The 17,135-nt window shown below is 44.5% G+C and carries 15 protein-coding genes; 10 read left to right on the top strand and 5 right to left on the bottom strand.

Annotated features, from left to right (window positions below):
• Positions 1-51: 51 nt before the first annotated feature.
• Genes FHS57_RS17145 through FHS57_RS17135 form a run of 3 tightly spaced genes read left to right on the top strand, consistent with a single transcriptional unit; the run spans position 52 to position 2,095 of the window.
• Positions 52-729: a hypothetical protein gene (locus FHS57_RS17145; RefSeq protein ID WP_183975822.1), complete on the top strand. Its 678-nt coding sequence runs from the start codon at positions 52-54 to the stop codon at positions 727-729.
• A 29-nt stretch (positions 730-758) separates the two neighbouring features.
• Positions 759-1,667, top strand: a complete 909-nt coding sequence (locus tag FHS57_RS17140; RefSeq protein ID WP_183975820.1) for a hypothetical protein — start codon at positions 759-761, stop codon at positions 1,665-1,667.
• 23 nt (positions 1,668-1,690) lie between these two features.
• A complete protein-coding gene (locus FHS57_RS17135) occupies positions 1,691-2,095 on the top strand; it encodes a YqhG/Tai3 family protein (protein WP_183975818.1) in 405 nt (134 codons plus the stop codon).
• A gap of 12 nt (positions 2,096-2,107) precedes the next feature.
• Here the strand turns inward: FHS57_RS17135 and FHS57_RS17130 are convergent, their stop codons facing one another.
• Complete coding sequence (locus tag FHS57_RS17130; protein ID WP_183975816.1) at positions 2,108-3,247, bottom strand: hypothetical protein; 1,140 nt, start codon at positions 3,245-3,247, stop codon at positions 2,108-2,110.
• 146 nt (positions 3,248-3,393) lie between these two features.
• On the opposite strand from FHS57_RS17130, the gene FHS57_RS17125 reads away from it, so the two are divergent.
• On the top strand, positions 3,394-4,905 hold the full coding sequence (locus FHS57_RS17125) for a hypothetical protein (RefSeq protein ID WP_183975814.1): 1,512 nt from the start codon (positions 3,394-3,396) through the stop codon (positions 4,903-4,905).
• Positions 4,906-4,962: 57 nt separating this feature from the next.
• On the opposite strand, the gene arsN2 is transcribed toward FHS57_RS17125, so the two are convergent.
• Positions 4,963-6,294 (bottom strand): arsenic resistance N-acetyltransferase ArsN2, encoded by a 1,332-nt coding sequence (arsN2, locus tag FHS57_RS32090; protein WP_183975813.1) that lies wholly within the window; start codon positions 6,292-6,294, stop codon positions 4,963-4,965.
• 51 nt (positions 6,295-6,345) lie between these two features.
• Entirely contained in the window at positions 6,346-6,672 is a 327-nt protein-coding gene (locus FHS57_RS17115) for an ArsR/SmtB family transcription factor (protein ID WP_183975811.1), read from the bottom strand.
• 124 nt (positions 6,673-6,796) lie between these two features.
• On the opposite strand from FHS57_RS17115, the gene FHS57_RS17110 reads away from it, so the two are divergent.
• Positions 6,797-7,276, top strand: coding sequence for a C40 family peptidase (locus FHS57_RS17110; RefSeq protein ID WP_183975808.1), 480 nt, complete (start codon positions 6,797-6,799; stop codon positions 7,274-7,276).
• Between the two features lie 150 nt (positions 7,277-7,426).
• Here the strand turns inward: FHS57_RS17110 and FHS57_RS17105 are convergent, their stop codons facing one another.
• Positions 7,427-8,578, bottom strand: a complete 1,152-nt coding sequence (locus FHS57_RS17105; RefSeq protein WP_183975806.1) for a methionine aminotransferase — start codon at positions 8,576-8,578, stop codon at positions 7,427-7,429.
• A gap of 105 nt (positions 8,579-8,683) precedes the next feature.
• Between FHS57_RS17105 and FHS57_RS17100 the strand changes: the two genes are divergently transcribed.
• On the top strand, positions 8,684-9,514 hold the full coding sequence (locus FHS57_RS17100; RefSeq protein ID WP_183975804.1) for a TerC family protein: 831 nt from the start codon (positions 8,684-8,686) through the stop codon (positions 9,512-9,514).
• Positions 9,515-9,569: 55 nt separating this feature from the next.
• Here FHS57_RS17100 and elbB read toward each other — a convergent pair whose 3' ends face one another.
• Positions 9,570-10,253, bottom strand: a complete 684-nt coding sequence (gene elbB / locus FHS57_RS17095) for an isoprenoid biosynthesis glyoxalase ElbB (RefSeq protein ID WP_183975802.1) — start codon at positions 10,251-10,253, stop codon at positions 9,570-9,572.
• Positions 10,254-10,460: 207 nt separating this feature from the next.
• Here elbB and FHS57_RS17090 point away from each other — a divergent pair, with 207 nt between their 5' ends.
• The 4 genes from FHS57_RS17090 to pafA all read left to right on the top strand — a co-directional run bounded on the left by FHS57_RS17090 (position 10,461) and on the right by pafA (position 17,128).
• Complete coding sequence (locus tag FHS57_RS17090; RefSeq protein WP_183975800.1) at positions 10,461-11,021, top strand: RNA polymerase sigma factor; 561 nt, start codon at positions 10,461-10,463, stop codon at positions 11,019-11,021.
• A 98-nt stretch (positions 11,022-11,119) separates the two neighbouring features.
• A complete protein-coding gene (locus FHS57_RS17085) occupies positions 11,120-12,235 on the top strand; it encodes a FecR family protein (protein WP_183975798.1) in 1,116 nt (371 codons plus the stop codon).
• A gap of 139 nt (positions 12,236-12,374) precedes the next feature.
• The gene (locus FHS57_RS17080) at positions 12,375-15,275 is read left to right on the top strand and encodes a TonB-dependent receptor domain-containing protein (protein ID WP_183975796.1); all 2,901 of its coding nucleotides are present in this window, start codon (positions 12,375-12,377) and stop codon (positions 15,273-15,275) included.
• A 212-nt stretch (positions 15,276-15,487) separates the two neighbouring features.
• Positions 15,488-17,128, top strand: a complete 1,641-nt coding sequence (pafA, locus tag FHS57_RS17075) for an alkaline phosphatase PafA (RefSeq protein ID WP_183975794.1) — start codon at positions 15,488-15,490, stop codon at positions 17,126-17,128.
• Positions 17,129-17,135 lie beyond the last annotated feature (7 nt).

Here is a 17,135-nt window from a genome sequence, read left to right as displayed (position 1 = left end):
GATGGATAATAAAATAGAATCTTACGTACATTTGGGCAAAACTTACTCACAATGTTCTTACCTACTTTACTCTCAATTACTCTATTTTTTCAATCCTATAAGTACCCCATTTTACCCGTTGCGGGTACCAAAGTGGAATCGTTTGTGCTGAAGGGTTGGCACATTCACGAAAAAGCCGAAGGCGACCTCAACAAAGACAACCTTCCCGACCTCGCGGCGGTTATTGAAGCCGACAAACCCGTTAAAAACCTGAAAGAAACCGACAACGACCAGCAACCCCGTATTCTCTTGGTGGCATTCAAACAAGCTGATGGCAGTTACAAACTTGCGATTCAATCCAACGAATCAATCATGCTGTCCAACGAAGGCGGTGTCTTTGGCGACCCGTGGGAAGGGCTTTCAGTGGAAAGAGGCACCCTTTTGGTACGTTTTTACGGAGGGAGCTCTAGTCGATGGGGATATGCTTACCGTTGGAGATTCCAAGATAATGATTGGTTTATGATTGGTGCCACTTACACGGCAAGCTCTACGCACGACGGTTCGTACGAAAAATACGACTTTAACCTCATCACGGGTGCCACCGAGATTTCCAAAGGTGCAGGAGAAGATGCCAAAGGAAATACGCCAAAAGACAAAGTTACTAAGCTCAACATTGGCAAGAAGCCACTCTTGAAACTCAAAACGTTTAAACCCGTTCAGTACGCGATTTACAAAGACGTTTACCTCTAATATGACTCAAACCCTATCCTTTAAATCCAATGAAAAACCTATTTTCTATACTTTTTGTATTGCTTTTTTCCTTGAGCGTCGTTGCTCAAGAATACATGGTCGCACAACCCAAAGTGAGCGCTTTCAAAAATCCTGCCTCAACGGGGGCGACCGCAGGCAGTTATCGAATCGGAGCCAAAGTCAAACTTCTTGAAAAATCAGCCAATGGTAAATTTTTAAAAATTAGCCAAGACAAAGGAGCCACGGGTTGGGTAACCCCTTCCCAAATTGTGGCATTAGATAAACCTACGCCGAAGGAAGTCTCTTTGAGCATCGCTCATGGTTATAACAACAAACCCAAAGAAAGTGGAGCCGCCAACGTGGAAGTGGAAAGCTGGCTTACTGCCCTCAAAACGGATAAAACGCTCACTCCTACCGAATTGGCAGAGATAGAATTCTTTCGTTTGGTCACCATTCAACGCATTGCACGCAGCATTCCGTTTGGCACCAATGAACTAAAATATTGGACTGATAGCCATAAAAAAGAGGTCTATTACAGCGACTATGGGAACGCAGGCCATTTTTTACAACAAGACCTTTTGTGGAAACTGGAAGCGACAGTCCCTGCCACCGACCCGCTCAAAGAACGTATCGCCTACGAAGCAAGCCAACTCGAAACGGGTGGCGAATGTGAAGGCTATTGGGTGTGTGTGTTGGACCGTGCCCTATCCAAATCAGGTGAATACCTAAAACGACATCCCAAAGGAAAAAATGCCAACGCGCTGGTTCAGTCCGTTCTCGAAGAGTTTAAGTACTCAGATCCAGCAGAGACCAAAACCTACGATGCCGCCGACAAAAAATTAGTAAAAAAATCGGCAAATGATTGGAAAAACATTCTTAGCAAAACCACTGATAGTGCTGATAAAAAGCAACTTATTGCTATTTTAAACAAGTTTTAACTCTATCTTTTTATTTATTAACAATGCGCAGAATTCTTGTATTATTTTTCGTTTTGGGGTACTTTGCAAACACCTCTAATGGGCAAACCAAAACCGCCGCTCAAACAGTTCAGGACTTTTACAAATGGTACACCACCAAAGGCGCCATGCTTGAATGGCGTCAGGTGCTCAAGCGGCCCGAGTTTAGTCCTGCGTTTCGTAAACGATTAACCGTATTTTACCAAAAAATGGAAAAAGACAACGAAGGCGGCTACGACCCCATCGTTCAGGCGCAAGATTTTGATGATCAATTTAAAATCAAGCCCATCTCCAGTGCGGCTACCAAAGCAACTTTTGAGTTATGGATGTTTGGCGGAAAAGCCGCAACCGTCACACTCAACAATGTGGCCAACCAATGGCTGATTGATGATATAAAAGGGGTTCAATAACCCCTCTCTTCTTTACTGCTCATACGTAATCATGATTTTAATCGGTTTTGATAAAATTTGACCGCTGTTTGTGGGGTGGTTTCGGATCTGAATATTAGTTGCATCTGAAAAAAAATCAAATTGGTACCCATTCGTATTTGTATAAGAATGAGGGACATACTGCCCATTTGTCTCAAATTGAACCAACACAGTAATTGACAGTATTTTTGTGCTCGTAAGCCCGTGACTGATAGGAATTATATCTCCCTGTGCTGCCCCCGTAGTACCTGTCAATTTCTTCACCTTGATGGCAGGGGCATCATTGCCTAATTTTGAAAAGCCATTTACATCTAATGCATTATTGGTGGTTATCCTACCACTCACTGAAAAATCATTCTGAATCCTCAAGGGTGTTTTAAAAGTAGTCCAGTTGGCGTCTGGGATGGCATCAAAATACCCTGGGAATATCCCAAATTGCGTTGTACCATTTCTCACTGCAAATTTTTCGCCTGTTGCGAAGATACTTGTCCCAATACCCACATTGCCCGTTGTGTCAATGGTGAGTCGAGGAATGGCTTTTATGGTCAAATGCAGTTTTCCTGTTGTACCGTTGCCCGTCCCAAAATCAACATCTTCGGCAGCACCAGCAAAGGAACCCAAATAGCCGCGATAGACTCCATTTTCATGAAGGGCTATATACGTTTGTGCACCCACTCCATTGAATTTAGCAATAAAATTTGAAGGGCTGTTTACATCCAGAGTGGTAGCTGGGTTAATTAGTCCAATCCCTACTCTGCCATTGTGGTCAATCCTCATTCTTTCCTGAGTGGAGAGCGTATTCAAAAGGGTCGTATAAAATTGAATATTGGAGCCGTTTGCCGTGGGGGTGAAGTCTTGGGCGGCGCCAAAAGTAATGGCCGAGCTGGCGTTAGTGGAATATCCACTGCCATTATAGCCTCGTCCATAGATACTCATCATCCAGGCACCGCTCGGTAAAGCAGTCGGTGCTGCCGATGTCCCATCCGATCGTTGCCCGGTAATGTTGGGTACTGCTACCCCCGCCGCAGTCAAGGTAAGCTGCTTATCCGTGGTGGGGGTTAGCGTAACACTCTGTCCAAAAGCGGTAAAAGCGACAAAAAATAGAACCAGAAGGAAAGCAGCTGTTTTTTTCATGAGGATTAATGATGAGTTTCAAGGCATGAAATAAAGCCCAGCACAGAATAAATCCTTGGCAAAATCAAGTTTGCCAAGGATTTATTTTTGCAAAAGATTTTGCAAAGGGTATATTTATTCACCTTTACCCTATCACTCACTGGTTTATGTTGCTTAAAGACAAAATTTACTTGCACGAGCTTCGCGAACAATTTTTGCAACAGATTGTCAATGAATGGCCTTCCAAATGGCAAAAGGAGTTTGAGGAGTTCAGCAGTTTTGAAGCCCTTAAAAGTAAAAATGCGTTTTTGGAAACTCTGCTGGCTGATATTGAGGAAGTCTTACACCAACATCCCAACGGAGAAAGCAAAAACGAACTATTCAGCAAAGATTTTCTACGCCGCTTTATTTTTGAATACGGCACTAAAGAAGTTCGTATCCAAACCCGCTTCCGCAACGTCATAGCAGTCTATTTAGGTTATGCCGACTGGGCTGACTTTCAACAAAAAAACAATGAAATCGACCGCCAAAATATCCACATCAACTACGTCAATATCGAAGAATCGTTTTTGCCCGCCCTTCGTAAAACGCAGATAATTCCGCTATCTGACAGCCCATACACGACATTTAAGGTCATCAAACCGAAATTCACTCTCCCCAGATTCGTACCCATTTTCTTGGGAATCCTGGCCGTGTCGGTACTTGTTTATTTGAGTTTTAATTGGTGGCAAAGCCAACCTTTTTCGTCCGAAGAGGTCAAAGGAGTGCAGTTTAATGTCATCAAAACGGTGGGAAAATATCCTCAATCGGTTCGTATTATGTACGATGTACAGTCGCTTAAACGCGTTCGAGACGTAGAATTGATTTTGGGGGTTGGGAGAATTGTATCCGCAAACAATTACGTCAGTTACATCACGAGCAGTGCCAAGCCTTGTGACACAGTTTCTCAAACGTATTTTTACCCTGGGGTCTATCGTCTCAATTTATTGGTCAATAAACACAACATCAAAACCGACTATCATACCGTGTTTTCTTATCCAAATCAATGGGCAGCTTGGGGTTTTGGGGTAGCGTACGAAAAGAATTGGACGACCAACATCAGCACTGTTAAGACCTACATCAACGATGGGGTGCTTCATTTGGATCCGCGCGAATTACCCAACGAAATAAAAGGAGAAGACGATTATCGCCACTCCGTGTATGCACTCACGCAAGATTTCGGTCTTCGTCTTGATAGTGTGACCTTAGAAGCCCGCCTGAAAAACCCTGAAAATGAAGGCGGCGAAAGCTGTTTTAATACCGATATTTTGCTAACTGATAAACACCTTAATATTGCCGAGTCAGAATTTACGATGAAGGGTTGCTCCGATTATGCCAAATTGATCGTAGGTAAAACGATTTTCAGGAAAGGCAACCTCCAACAGGGCAAAAATGTAGATTTAGATAATTTTGGGATAAACCACAACGAATGGAATACCTTTAAACTCCAATTGAGGGGCAAGCAAGTCGAAGTGTTTGTCAATGGAATTTCGGTATTTCAGGGCGAGTATGAAGGCCGAGAAAACTTTTTCAACCTAACCGATATTCGTTTTACGTTTAAAGGAACGGGTTCCGTAGATTGGGTCAAAGTATCCAACTCCTACACGGGAAAAGTAGTCTATCAAACCGATTTTGATTAAACGGATTCTATCCACAAAAACCCGTTTAATCCATTCAATCCGTGTTCCAAGCACATCCTAACAACAACCCGAATTGGGCGTGCAACACGACGACGCTTGTTCTAACTCCAACAGCTTGATTTTGGGTTTCTCTACCGACTTCTTCATCACCGTGGCCGAACTTGGGCATAGACCGCTAAACTGCTGTGATTGTGCTATTTCAGTAGGGACAGCGGTGCGTTCTACTTTTTCAAAACCCTGTTTCGCAAAATAGGTTTCGGCCGTTGTTGTGATTAAATACAGTTCTTTTACCCACTGCAAACGCATTTGTTTGGTTAAATCATTGACCAAACGTTGCGCAATTTTATAGTTCCGAAAGGACTCTTTCACCGCTACCGAACGCAAAAGTCCGTAGTCGCCCGTTACCTCCACTCCTGCCGTACCAACCAGCTGACCATCCACAAATGCAAGTAAGAAATTGGAAAGTTCAGGACTCAAATCTGCCGTTGGCAGACCTGCCGATTGCAACAATTCCGTAACCGATTCTTTGTCAGTTGGTTTTGCCGTACGAATTCGGATTTCTGCCGCCGCTGGCGATGGTTTATCGGCGTAAACTGTAATGCTGTAAATTCCCAAATTCCCTTTACGGTACGCCTCAATTTCTTCGCTCGAAATGTATTCGGCCAAAATCGAATCAGGAAGTACAATTTCACGATCTTTCTGAAGAGTGATGTTGACAAATCCCGTTTTTTCAATCAATCCCAAATAGTCTGATTTCTGAATCGCCCCCGACACACAGCCTGCGTACATTTCAGCGGCATGTTGTAGCCCCGCTGGCAGTTCCCCTTCCAACACAATGTCAGAAATACTAAAATGCCCACCAGGCTTCAACGTACGGTAAATTTCTTTGAACACATTGGCTTTGTTCGGCACCAAATTCAATACACAATTGCTCACAACCACATCAGCGACATTATCACTAACAGGCATCGCTTCAATATCCCCTTGGCGAAACTCCACGTTATTGAAGCCCAATTTTTCGGCGTTGGCCCGTGCTTTGGCAATCATGGCTTCCGTAAAGTCCACTCCAATCACCTTGCCCGAATTCCCCGTTGCAGCCCGCGCTACAAAGGCATCGTTACCCGCGCCACTGCCTAAATCAATGACCGTATCGCCTTCTTTGATTTGGGCAAATTGGGTAGGAAGCCCACATCCCAAGCCCAAGTCGGCATCGGCCACGTATCCGCTTAATTTCGTATAATCTTCGGCCATGATTCCCAAAAATTCGCCGTCCGTTTCACAACTTGGGCCACAGCCACAACAAGAAGCCGCGTTGAAATCCTTTGATTGATTAGCCACCTCAGTGTATTTTTCACGCACCAAGTTTTTGAGCGATTCGTCTGTTGTCATTGTAAGCATTGGTTTCAATTGTAATATTACGATAAATATAAGCAAAAAATTTTAGCAGCAATCATTTTTAAGGTACGACGAAAACAACAGCCCAAACGACTGCATTGCTTCGTTCCAAACAACTTCGTCGATGCAGTAACAAACGCGCGGTGGAGCAATGTCCCCTTTGATGATGCCGATGCGTTTCAGCTCCTTCAAATGTTGCGAAACTGTGGCTTGGGAAAGCGGTAATTCATCCACCAAATCGCCACAAACGCAGGCTTTTTTCTCGGCTAAAAGTCGCAAAATAGCCACCCTGGCAGGATGCGCAAACGCCTTGGCCAAGTCCGCAATTCGGTTTTCTTCTTCGGTAAAAACCTCCGATTTTGTTGTTCCCATTTGGTGTAAAAATGCTAATTCATCGCAATATTACGATATAAATTTTAATTCAAAAAATTTGGCTAACAAAACTTTCTTTACTTACTTGGGGAAGCGTTCAACCCTATAAAAAAGTACCTAACTGATGAAGAAGTGGATTTTTGTTCTAGGATTATGCCTTTTATCGACCTTTTCTTTTGCCCAAAAACAAGCAGTCGATTCGACCCAAACCAACTCATTAACGACTGATATTCTGTCATTTGCAAAAAAGCACCTTAGCTACCGTTACCGCTCAGGCGGGAGTTCTCCCAAAGGCTTCGACTGCTCAGGTTTTGTACGATACTGTTTTTCTAAATTTGGGATGCTCCTTCCCCATTCTAGCGCCGCCCAAATCTCCCACGGCGTCGAAATCGCCCTTGGCGAAGCACGTCCAGGTGATTTAATTTTCTTCAAAGGAAGCAACTCAAAAAGCGCCCGTATTGGCCACGTCGGAATGATTGTCGCCGTTAGCGATGGCTACGTCAAATTCATCCACTCAGCTTGGAAAGGCGGCATCCGTTACGACGTCCTTCATGCCGACTATTACAAAAAGAGATATGTAGGTGTGCGGAGAGTGATTAAGTAATGTCGAGTGTGCTGAGGGTTTCTCAAAACCCGATCATCGTGCAAAGGGTTTCTCAAAACCCGCCCCTTCTTTGTTGCGCATCGTGCAAAGGGTTGCTCACAACCCGCCCTTTTTGCCTGATATTTTGAGAAACCCAATTTTGACACACTACTACAGTTTCACCAATCTTTCCACCGCTTTGTCGAGCGTTTCTTCTTTTTTTGCAAAGCAAAAACGCACAACACCGTTGTCGATAGCTTCTTGGTAAAATGCCGAAACAGGAATGCAAGCCACGCCGTGTTCTTTGGTTAGCCAAATAGAAAAGTCTTTGTCGGACAAATCGGAAAGGTGATCGAAATAATACAATTGAAAATAACTACCGTAACTCGGGAGGGGCTTGAAACGCGTTTGTTTCATCAATTCGGCAAAATAATCACGCTTCTTTTGATAAAAACCAGAAATTGAACGGTAAGCCTCCTTGTTTTTGAGGTACTCGGCCAAAGCAACTTGGGCGGGGGTATAACAGCTAAAGCAATTAAACTGGTGTACTTTACGAAACTCAGCCGTAAACGCAGGTGGCGCAATACAATACCCCATTTTCCAGCCTGTGCAATGATAAACCTTCCCAAACGAAAAATTAACGAAAGCCCGTTGGCGTAAATCTTCGTACCTCAAAATACTTTGATGAGGTTCTTCGTCGTAAATCAAATGTTCATACACCTCGTCAGACATGATGAGCAAATCAAATTCCTCCACTAGCTGACGCAGTTGTTCGATGTCCGAAGCCCGCAAAATACTGCCCGTAGGATTGTGAGGCGTATTGAGCGCAATCATGCGGGTGCGGGGCGTAATTTTAGCCCGAACCAACTCCCAATTGATCCGATAGGTCGGAAACTCCAGCGGAATCCGAACCGCCACTCCACCGTTGATTTCAATATTGGGAATATAACTATCGTAGGCGGGTTCAAACACAATTACCTCGTCGCCAGGCTGTAACACGGTGGTAAAAGCCGTATAAATCCCGTATGTTCCACCAGGGGTAATGGTAATTTCGGAATCAGGATTGATTTCAACCCCGTACAAATCATGAACTTTGGCAGCGATACTCTCCCGCAATGGCATCCAACCCGCCATGGGCGAATATTGATTATAGCCATTTTGCAGTGCTTCGCACGTAAGATTGACCAGATCATCGGGCATGTCAAAATCAGGAAAACCTTGCGAAAGGTTAATGGCTTTGTGTTCTGCCGCCAAAGCAGACATTACCGTAAATATCGTTGTACCAACGTTGGGAAGTTTTGAGGTTATTTTTTTACCACTCATGGAGGGTTTGGTTTTTTCGTGTAAAATTAGCTTATTGAAACCGAATAGCCCTTCAATTTTGAACTTTCTTAACTAAACAACTTATTTACTCACTCATTTATCAAAATGGATTCACTATTTACTGCAGAGGCCATCGTTAGTTTGTTAACCCTTACATTCCTAGAAATTGTTTTGGGGATCGACAACATCATTTTTATTTCAATTGCTGCCAACAAACTTGCCCGCAAAGACCAGCCCAAAGCACGTAACATTGGTTTGTTGTTGGCCATGATTTTTCGCGTAACGCTGTTATTTGGAATTTCATTTATTATTTCTCTATCAAAACCCTTTACGCACATTGACGCAGGCTGGTTTCATGCGGCCTTTTCTGGTCAAAGTGTCATTTTAGTAGTCGGAGGATTGTTTTTGTTGTACAAAAGTACCTCAGAGATTCACCATAAATTAGAAGGTGCGGAAGAAGAAGTTCAAAAACCAAAAGGAAGTGCCGCAAGCAAGTTGACAAATGTGGTCATGCAAATTGCACTTATCAACGTCGTTTTTTCGATTGACTCCATTTTGACGGCCATTGGTCTTACCCAAAACGTCACAGTAATGATTATTTCGGTAGTGCTTTCGGTCATTATTATGATGGCATTCTCAGGCCCTGTTGGCGATTTTGTCAACCGCCACCCGTCGGTGCAAATGCTCGGTTTGGCCTTCTTGATTGCCATTGGATTTATGCTCATTGCCGAAGGAGCGCACCTTGCCAACGTATCTGTCTTTGGTTCGCACGTGGGTTCAGTTCCAAAAGGTTATTTATACTTTGCCATTGCATTCTCCTTGCTAGTGGAAGTACTCAATATTCAAATGCGGAAGGGAAGCAAACCTGTTCAGCTTCACGATTATAAAGCGCAAGCCGAAAAAGAAGGTATTATCTCAGACAACGAAAGCGAATAATTTCTATAAATTCCAACGAAAAAGGCGGCCGAATGGCCGCCTTTTTCGTTGGTAACTACATCAATGTAATCAGCGCGTCCACCGCCTGCTTGATGTTATCACGAACTTCGACAATGTTCGCCTCCATCATGTAACAAGGAGCGGTTACAATTTTGAGTTTTTCGTCCACCACAATTTCTCGCACCGACGCCATTGTTGCCACTTGTCCAATCGACTCCATGCCTGCCGAAATGGCCGCGATTTCGTACGGAGAGGCTTCGTTGGGCGTTCCAACGGTCAAATGCGCGTGGTATGCTGTTCCTTCCAACGCTTTGGCAATGGTCGTGGGGCTCATACATAACCCCGCAATCGGTTTTCCTTGGGCTACTAGCTCCACAATCAGGTTTTTCACCGATTCCAAAATTGGCCCATCAGGCCCTTCAAACGCCCATTTTGTAATGTTTTTGGCCGTTCCAAAACCACCTGGCATTACCAATCCATCCAACTCCGACGCCTGAATATCGACAATGTCTTTGATATTGCCCCGCGCAATTCGCGCCGATTCTACCAACACATTGCGGATTTCGGGCATTTCTTCGCCCGTGGTATGGTTGAGCACGTGGTGCTGATTTACGTTGGGCGCAAAACAGACCGCCTCAGCTCCTGCTTCAGCAATTGCCAACAACGTAAAAACCGATTCGTGGATTTCTGAGCCATCAAATACCCCACTTCCGTGAAGCAAAACGCCAATTTTTTTCATATTTTCTTTTTATGTTTTAATAGTACACTTTACGCCCCAAAAGTCAAAATCAACTTGGGTCTAATCTTCACTCGGTTTTGAGAAACCGACTACACTGAATCCATAACGGCAACGCCTTCCTTTTTTACAGCATAATGGTTGAATAATTTTGCAAATTTCTATAATTTATCGTAGGATTACCCGCCAATTCCCATTCTACTAACCTACATGACTAACGTACCTAACACATCTCCCGAAGATGCTCACTTGTGGAATGCTTTTCGCGAAGGGGATGAAAATGCGTTTGGTCAAATTGCCCAAAAGTATTATCGAAGCTTATTTAGCTACGGAACCAAATTTTCCAGAGACCGAGAATTCATCAAAGATTGTCTGCAAGACCTTTTTATGGAACTCTGGTACAAGCGCGAAACGCTCGGTGACACCGACTTTGTTAAATTTTACCTTCTTAAATCGCTGCGACGAAAAATTCACCGCGAAAGTTTGAAACAACAATGGCTCACCGACGAAGACGAACTGGACTTCGATGCAGAAGATTTGGGAGAAATTTCGGTGGAACAACAAATCATTGAGGTTGAAACCAACCAAGAATTGCTTCAACAGCTCAATCGACAGTTGGCCGAACTGCCCAAGCGCCAACAAGAAATCATTTACTTGAAGTTTTACGAAAACCTCGACAACGAATCCATCGCTCAGGTAATGTCTATTTCGAGGCAAGCCGTGGCCAATTTATTGTACCGTACCTTGAAAGAATTGAAAGAAAAAATGTAGCGATATTGGCTCAAAATCAACATTTGAAAAAAAATGTGATTTTTTTTGATTATTCAAGGTTAAAGGCTGCCTATGTATAGATAGAAGCCTTTATTACAATGAATTTATACCACGACTATTGCCTCGAAGATTTTGTGTTGGACGCCCGCTTTCAACAGTGGGTGCGCTACCAACAGCCCGAAGACGTTACGTTTTGGGAAGGCTACCTCGCAAAAAATCCACACCAAACACAGGAAATTAAGCAAGCGAAAACACTCTTGAGCAGCGTGTATCGCCGTTACCAGTCGCCCATAAGCGACGTAGAGATTCAGTTTGAAATCCAAAAATTGGTCGAAAAAGCGCGGGCCGAAAAAGAAAAACAAGTGTTAGAGATCACCGATGAGCCCACTCCGACAGTACGTTTTCGGCCAGTTTTGACGTGGATTTGGCGAGTCGCCGCCGTTGTTGTTTTGGGATTAGGCATTCGGTTTTTACTTACCCAATCACCCCAAAGTTCGTACCAGCAAAGCACGTCGGGACAACAATTGGTAGAGAAAATAAACGAAAGCAATGCTCCCCAATCCGTCTTGTTGAGCGATGGCAGCAAAATAACCCTACAGCCCAAGGCGCGCCTTAGTTACCCTGCATCCTTCCAAAAAGACCATCGAAAAGTGTATCTCTCGGGCGTTGCTTTTTTTGAAGTTTCCAAAGACTCCAAGCGTCCTTTTTTGGTATATGCCAACGATTTGGTTACCAAAGTATTGGGGACAAGTTTTTTGGTAAATGCGCAAGAAGGTGCTGCCAAAACCATCGTTGAAGTCCGAGAAGGGCGGGTTTCTGTCTTCAAAAAACGTGACATTGAAACCCAAAAAAACCTCATAGGTCAAGAATCTAAGGGCGTTGTTTTGACGGCTAATCAAAAATTGGTGTTTGAACCCGAAAACAATCAATTGGTAAAAACCCTCAGTGAAACGCCCCAAATGGTGACCAGTGCCAATGAGCTAGTCAGCTTTTCATTTCACAATACGCCCGTTACGGAAGTACTTAAAATGCTTGAAAAAGCGTACCAAGTTGACATTCTTTTTGACGAAGATTTGCTTTCTGACTGTCCCCTCACCGCCACATTGACTAACCAAAGCCTTTATGAGAAATTGACCATCATTTGTGAAGCCATTGAAGCCCATTACGAAGTCATCGACGGGCAGATAGTGGTACACAGCAAAGGATGTAAATAAAAAAGGAGGGTAATGGTACCAGCATCGCCCTCCTAGTTTCGAAATCCCCTTAATGGTTCTGACGCCTAAGCACATCTTTTTTCAAGGATGCAGGGGATTGTTTTACCAAATTTTCACCTTAATAAAACAGTTCAAAAGTATGAAAAAAAGCGTACACCTCCAAGTATTCCTCAGAGCTATGCGTATCTCGCTCACTCAGATTTTAATCGCCGTTTGGTTCATGAGCAATGCCTACGCTACCGACAGCAACGCTCAGTCGGTGCTGAACCAAAAAATCACCCTTCGTCTCCAAAAACAAGACGTCGAAACCGTATTTAACCTCATTGAAAAACAAGTAAGTGCCAAATTTGTCTTTAGCTCAAAGATGATTCAGGCCAATCGCAAAATAAACATCAATGCCGACCAACAACCTCTACAAAAAGTGTTGGATGACGTAACCAAATCGTTGGAACTCAACTATAAAGTAACGGGCAACCTCATCATTATCAGTCGAACCGCCAAAAGCTCCTCCTCCTTTCCGCCCTCCTTTCAAAACGAGGAGGCCGCAAAAGCCGAAGGGCATACCATTTCGGGAAAAATAACCGATGCCAAAGGCGACGCACTGATCGGAACGACGGTGATTTTGAGCTACCAAAACAAAGGCCAAGTCGCGGATAAAAATGGGATGTTTACCTTTAGCGATATTCCCAATGGCAACTACACCCTCAACCTAAGTAGCATTGGTTTTATCTCGCTCAAAAAAGAAGTAGCCGTCGCAGGCAACGACGTTCAAATCACTATCATTCTTCAAGAAGACAATCTTCAGCTCGAACAAGTAGTGGTAACCTCTAGCGGTTCGCCCAAGAAAAAAATTGAATCGAGTGTGGCAATTTCGACCATCAACGCCAAACAACTGAGCCAACGCCCTCCCCTCAACAGTACCGATATGTTGAAGGCCATTCCAGGACTTTCGGTTGAAAGCAGTGGAGGCGACGGCCCAGGAAGTGTACGCGTTCGCGGCTTGCCTGGCGGTGGCTACGTTTTTATGGGTGTAATGGAAGACGGCCTTCCTGTGCTTCCAACGGGTTTTAGTACCAGCCCCTCCGCCGACCAGTACTACAAAGTAGATTTGACCATCAAAACCGTTGAAGCCGTTCGCGGTGGACACGCCGCCGTATTGTTGGCCAATACCCCTGGTGCCCTCATCAACGTGATTTCTAATACAGGGGGCGATAAATTTTCGGGGAAAGTAAAATACACCCGCGGTTTGTCTCAAAATGCCAATCGTTTTGATGCCAATTTTGGGGGTAAAATCGCGCCAAAGCTCAAGTTTAACGTAGGTGGTTTTTACCGCGCCGACGATGGAATTCGCCCGCCTTCGTACCGCGCCAACGAAGGTGGTCAGTTGAAAATGAACCTTACTTACGAAATCAAACCCAATAGCTACCTTCGTTTTTACGGAAAATACCTCAACGATAAAACAGCTTGGCTCGTGCCTTCGTACTACAGCTACGACGGTTCAGGACAAGGCAAAGCACTACCAGAGTTCGATTTGTTGACCCAAATCTTAGCCACCCGCGACACCAAAGTATCATTGGTAGCACCTACTGGCAAGACCTACAACTACGATTTTTCGGACGGCGCCCATTTGAAGTCATTAGCAGGAGGCATTGAATTTAAGCACATTACCAAAAACGAGTGGACGATTAAGAACAATTTGCGCTACCAAAGCACCACTTCCAATTTTACGGGTTCGATTGTAACTGCTGCTACTTCCTATAAATCCAACGTGAACTACTATTATTTAGATGGGCAAAAACTCAATAATCCGACGGGTTTTTACACAGGGCAATCGTTTATTGGAACCAACAGTACCGACAAACAATTTTCTGACAACTTAGACTTTAACAAACAATTAGGCAAACATTCACTTTCGTTTGGGGCGGGAATTCACACTTATGACATTGACCTTTTCTCACTAGGAGCAACATTCAACACCGAAATCGCGAACCAACCTCGTACCTTACTGATTGGAACTGCCACTGGCAATGGCTACAGCGGCATCAACATTGGTACCTACCGCAAAGGAACGACGGGCATTACCTCGGCTTGGGCTTCCGACGAAGTAAGTTTAGGAAACCTCACCCTTGACCTTGGTTTACGTGCCGACCGTTTCCACATCAAAGGGCAACGTTTACAAAACACGGCTCCCTTTACCAATTATACGCCTTTTGATGAAACCCGAACGTACGGCACCGCGTCGGTGGGTTTAAACTACAAAATCAATGACCATCACGCCTTGTTTGGACGCGCCACAAGAACGTACAGTGCTTTGAACATCGGTGACTATTCTAACTTTACCTTTAATCCTGATGCCGTCAAAGACCGTGGCGTGTTTATGTCAGAAGTAGGCTACAAAATCAACACGCCTAAGTTTTCGTTGTTTAGCTCATTGGTCTATGCAAAACTGACCAATATTGCTTCTAGTATGTTGATTCCGAATACCACCGCTGGGTTTATTTCCATTGGTACATTCGCCTCTAGCCGAAACCTAAGTGCCGAAATCGAAGCAACTTATACTCCTTCTAAAAACCTCAATTTCCGTTTAGTCACCACTTTCCAAAACAGCAAATACCCCCAATACGAAGTGACGGCCCCTTCCAATGCCCGTGCCGACTTAGCTGGTAAGCTATACTCTTGGTCGGGCAATTACGCAGAGCGTATTCCGAACGTCATTTGGGAGCTTTCGGGAACGTATAACTACAAAATTTTCGATTTGTTTGCCAGTTTCCGCCACATTGGTAAGCGTTGGAGCTCACCGAGTAACGTCTATCACATGGGTGGATACGATGAACTTTCGATGGGGTTAGATTGCAAAATCACCAAAAAGTTGGGCTTCCGCGTGTGGGGCGACAACCTCACCAATAGCCGTGGCTTGACCGAAGGGAATATACGTGGCGACCAGTTTTTATTGAACGGAAACTTTGAAAAAGGCTCGTTGCAAATTGGGCGCATTATTTTGCCACGCAGTTTCTGGACTTCCCTTACCTATTCCTTCTAATTTGCTTGCATTCATTGACCTACCTAGTTTTCATCCATTTGTTTCGTCTGCCGAGGTTTCTTGGCAGACGGACTTTTTTAAATCCAGCCAACGCACTAGAAACAAACAGTAGTAGCCTTTATAGAATTGAGTTTCGTATTTATAAAGATAAGGTTCAAAAACTTAACGTAACTTAGCCGCAATTTTTTTAGTTTCTAACTACACCTATACAAATGAAGTACCTCAAACTAACCTTAGCGCTTTTGAGCATGAGTACGCTTTGGGCGCAAACCAAACCAACCAAACCCGCGTCGTTAGCACGTCCCAAATTAGTGGTCGGCGTTGTCGTGGACCAAATGCGTTACGATTATTGGTTCCGTTACTATGACAAATACAGTGAAGGAGGGTTCAAACGACTCATGCGCGAAGGTTTCAACTGCCGAAACCACCATTATCACTACGCGCTTACGGTGACGGCGGCTGGCCACGCCTCGGTCTATACGGGTTCTACGCCTGCCATTCACGGAATTGTGGGGAACGATTGGTTCGACAAACGCCTCGGCAAAGGCATGTATTGCGTAGCTGACTCAACCGTACAGCCCGTGGGAACAACCAACGCTCCCGCAGGCAAAATGTCGCCAAAAAATATGTTGGTAAGCACCATTACTGACCAGTTACGCATCGGTACCAACTACCAAAACAAAACCATCGGAATTGCCATCAAAGACCGTGGGGCTATCTTACCCGCAGGTCACACGGCCAACGGCGCTTATTGGTTTGACAGCAAAACGGGAAGCTGGATTACCAGTACGTTTTATATGAACGACCTACCACAGTGGGTAAAAGATTACAATGCGAAGAAACGTCCGTCAGCGTTGATGAAACAAAACTGGAACACTTTGCTTCCGATTGAAAAATACACCGAAAGTACGGCCGATGACCAACCGTACGAGACCAAACTTCCTGGCGCAAAAAAATCAGTTTTCCCGTATGACTTAGCAGGAATTGCGGGTGACGCATTTGGTGTGTTGGCAAGTACCCCGCACGGCAACACCATTACCAAAGAAATGGCCTTAGAAGCCTTGAAAAACGAGCAACTTGGCAAAGGAAAATCAACCGACTTCTTGGCCGTAAGTTTCTCCACTCCCGATTACGTAGGACACGGTTTTGGCCCCAACTCAGTAGAAGAAGAAGACATTTACCTCCGCCTCGACCGCGACTTGGCCGAATTACTCAATGCCTTCGACGCACAAGTGGGGAAAGGGAATTACTTACTTTTCCTATCAGCTGACCACGGAGTAATGGACGTAACAGACCTTTGGAAAACAAACCGTTTGCCTGCGGGACGTTTGAACATTGGACAAGTCAATACGGCCGTCAAAGCAGTTTTGAAAGAGAAATTTGGCGACGGTGATTTTATTCGTGCTTCCGAAAATTACCAGTTTTACCTCAACCACGATTTGTTGAAACAAAAAAACTTATCGGTTGATAAAATCGTAGAAGCCATCCGCCCAACAATGCTTGATTTTGACGGCATAGCCGAAGTACTCAATACCCACGATTTGAGCAATGCCAACATCAACGATTATTTGCTTACCCTCTACAAAAACGGGACGCACGCCAAGCGCAGCGGAGATATTCAGATTGTGACCGAACCAGGCTGGATGTCGAGTTCCATTGCTGCCACCCACGGGGCACCCTATAATTATGACACCCACATTCCGTTGCTTTTCTTCGGTTGGGGAATCAAACCAGGAGAAACTTTCAGCCGTACGGCCGTTGCTGATACTGCTCCTACCGTGGCTGCATTGCTCAAATTATTGGAGCCAAGCGGAAATATCGGACACATCATCGAAGACGTGATGAAGAAATAAAAAATAC

The sequence above is a fragment of the Runella defluvii genome (assembly GCF_014195535.1).
Classification (GTDB): domain Bacteria; phylum Bacteroidota; class Bacteroidia; order Cytophagales; family Spirosomataceae; genus Runella; species Runella defluvii.
Note: the sequence above shows the minus strand (reverse complement) of the source record. Positions and strands in the feature narration are given on the sequence as shown.

Excerpts from the sequence above, each read along its gene's own strand:
- FHS57_RS17080 (WP_183975796.1), top strand. The coding sequence starts at position 12,375 with ATGAAAAAAAGCGTACACCTCCAAGTATTCCTCAGAGCTATGCGTATC.
- FHS57_RS17140 (WP_183975820.1), top strand. The coding sequence starts at position 759 with ATGAAAAACCTATTTTCTATACTTTTTGTATTGCTTTTTTCCTTGAGC.
- FHS57_RS17135 (WP_183975818.1), top strand. The coding sequence starts at position 1,691 with ATGCGCAGAATTCTTGTATTATTTTTCGTTTTGGGGTACTTTGCAAAC.
- FHS57_RS17085 (WP_183975798.1), top strand. The coding sequence starts at position 11,120 with ATGAATTTATACCACGACTATTGCCTCGAAGATTTTGTGTTGGACGCC.
- pafA (WP_183975794.1), top strand. The coding sequence starts at position 15,488 with ATGAAGTACCTCAAACTAACCTTAGCGCTTTTGAGCATGAGTACGCTT.
- FHS57_RS17145 (WP_183975822.1), top strand. The coding sequence starts at position 52 with ATGTTCTTACCTACTTTACTCTCAATTACTCTATTTTTTCAATCCTAT.
- FHS57_RS17090 (WP_183975800.1), top strand. The coding sequence starts at position 10,461 with ATGACTAACGTACCTAACACATCTCCCGAAGATGCTCACTTGTGGAAT.
- FHS57_RS17130 (WP_183975816.1), bottom strand. The coding sequence starts at position 3,247 with ATGAAAAAAACAGCTGCTTTCCTTCTGGTTCTATTTTTTGTCGCTTTT.
- elbB (WP_183975802.1), bottom strand. The coding sequence starts at position 10,253 with ATGAAAAAAATTGGCGTTTTGCTTCACGGAAGTGGGGTATTTGATGGC.
- FHS57_RS17105 (WP_183975806.1), bottom strand. The coding sequence starts at position 8,578 with ATGAGTGGTAAAAAAATAACCTCAAAACTTCCCAACGTTGGTACAACG.
- FHS57_RS17115 (WP_183975811.1), bottom strand. The coding sequence starts at position 6,672 with ATGGGAACAACAAAATCGGAGGTTTTTACCGAAGAAGAAAACCGAATT.
- FHS57_RS17110 (WP_183975808.1), top strand. The coding sequence starts at position 6,797 with ATGAAGAAGTGGATTTTTGTTCTAGGATTATGCCTTTTATCGACCTTT.
- FHS57_RS17100 (WP_183975804.1), top strand. The coding sequence starts at position 8,684 with ATGGATTCACTATTTACTGCAGAGGCCATCGTTAGTTTGTTAACCCTT.
- arsN2 (WP_183975813.1), bottom strand. The coding sequence starts at position 6,294 with ATGACAACAGACGAATCGCTCAAAAACTTGGTGCGTGAAAAATACACT.
- FHS57_RS17125 (WP_183975814.1), top strand. The coding sequence starts at position 3,394 with ATGTTGCTTAAAGACAAAATTTACTTGCACGAGCTTCGCGAACAATTT.